The following is a 1,318-nucleotide window of genomic DNA, read 5'->3' on the forward strand; positions in this document are numbered from 1 at the left end:
CCCGCCACCCCCGCGGGGGGGGGGGCCCCCCCCCCGCCCCCCCCCCCCCCGTCCCCACCCCGCCCCCCCGGCCCGGGTCGCCCCGGGCCACCTTGGGCGCGCCCACCCACCCCTGACAGGGGAGCGGCCGCGCCGGCCGATCAGGTGATCTCGACCGTGGCGCCGTTCTCTTCCAGCACCTTCTTGATCTTCGCCGCCTCGTCCTTGTTCACGCCTTCCTTCACGGTCTTCGGCGCGCCCTCGACGAGATCCTTGGCCTCCTTCAGGCCGAGGCCGGTGATCGTACGGATCTCCTTGATCACGTTGATCTTCTTGTCGCCACCCGCCTTCAGGACGACGGTGAATTCCGTCTTCTCCTCGGCGGCCGGGGCAGCGGCCGCAGCCGCGGCCGGCGCGGCGGCCACGGCGACCGGCGCCGCGGCGGACACGCCCCACTTCTCCTCGAGCATCTTCGAGAGCTCGGCAGCTTCCAGAACCGTCAGGCTGGAGAGCTCGTCAACCAGCTTCGCAAGATCGGCCATGTTCGTGTATCCTCTGATCTAGTGGCTTGGCTTGAAGTTTGCAACACCCGGCGGCGCTGGCCCCCGGGCTGATGGCACTGTGGCTGCGAGCCGGCCTCAGGCCGCCTCCGCCGTCTCGTCCTTCTTGGCATAGGCCGAGAACACCCGCGCGAGCTGGCTGCCCGGGGCCTGCAGCACGCCGGCGATCCGCGTCGCCGGGGTCTGGATCAGGCCGAGCAGCTGCGCACGCAGCGTCTCGAGCGAGGGCAGCTCGGCCAGCGCCTTCACGCCATCGGCGTTCAGCGTCTGGGTCCCGAGAGCCCCGCCCAGGATCACGAACTTGTCGTTGGTCCTGGCGAACTCCACGGCCGTCTTCGCCACCGCCACCGGATCCTTCGACCACGCGAGCGCGGTCGGACCCTTCAGCAGGGGCTGGATGGCCTGGAACTTCGTGCCATCGAGGGCGAGCGAGGCCAGCCGGTTCTTCGCCACCTTGTAGCTCGCGCCGGCGTCACGCATGCGCCGCCGCAGCACCGTCGCATCGGCCACCGTCAGCCCCTTGTTCTGGCTGACGAGGACGAACGACGTGTCCGCGAACACCGCCTGCATCGCCTGCACGAAGGCGCGCTTTTCCGTACGGTCCACGTCCCGTCTCCTTAGTTTGCCTCCGTGATTCACGCCTTCGGGTGCTCGGGGCCTGGCAGCCCCGGCGCCCTCCGGCGATCACGTCGGGGTTCCACCTTTTGGAAGGGCGGAACGCGATGAAACCGGTCAGCTTCCGCCGCCCGGGGACTCGCCTGTTGGAAGGGACCGTCAAG

General features: G+C 70.0%; 2 protein-coding genes. Both read right to left on the reverse strand.

All coding sequences use genetic code 11. The features are described 5' to 3' along the window. Positions 1–140: 140 nt before the first annotated feature. Positions 141–521, reverse strand: a complete 381-nt coding sequence (rplL, locus tag AC1MIR_RS23640) for a 50S ribosomal protein L7/L12 (RefSeq protein ID WP_480030627.1) — start codon at positions 519–521, stop codon at positions 141–143. A 96-nt stretch (positions 522–617) separates the two neighbouring features. Further along, positions 618–1,145: a 50S ribosomal protein L10 gene (gene rplJ / locus AC1MIR_RS23645; RefSeq protein ID WP_480030628.1), complete on the reverse strand. Its 528-nt coding sequence runs from the start codon at positions 1,143–1,145 to the stop codon at positions 618–620. Positions 1,146–1,318: the final 173 nt, after the last annotated feature.

The organism is Falsiroseomonas sp. RANM36 (assembly GCF_056682175.1).

Bases quoted from the DNA above. Each gene is read 5' to 3' on its own strand.
- rplL (WP_480030627.1), bottom strand. From the start codon at position 521: ATGGCCGATCTTGCGAAGCTGGTTGACGAGCTCTCCAGCCTGACGGTT.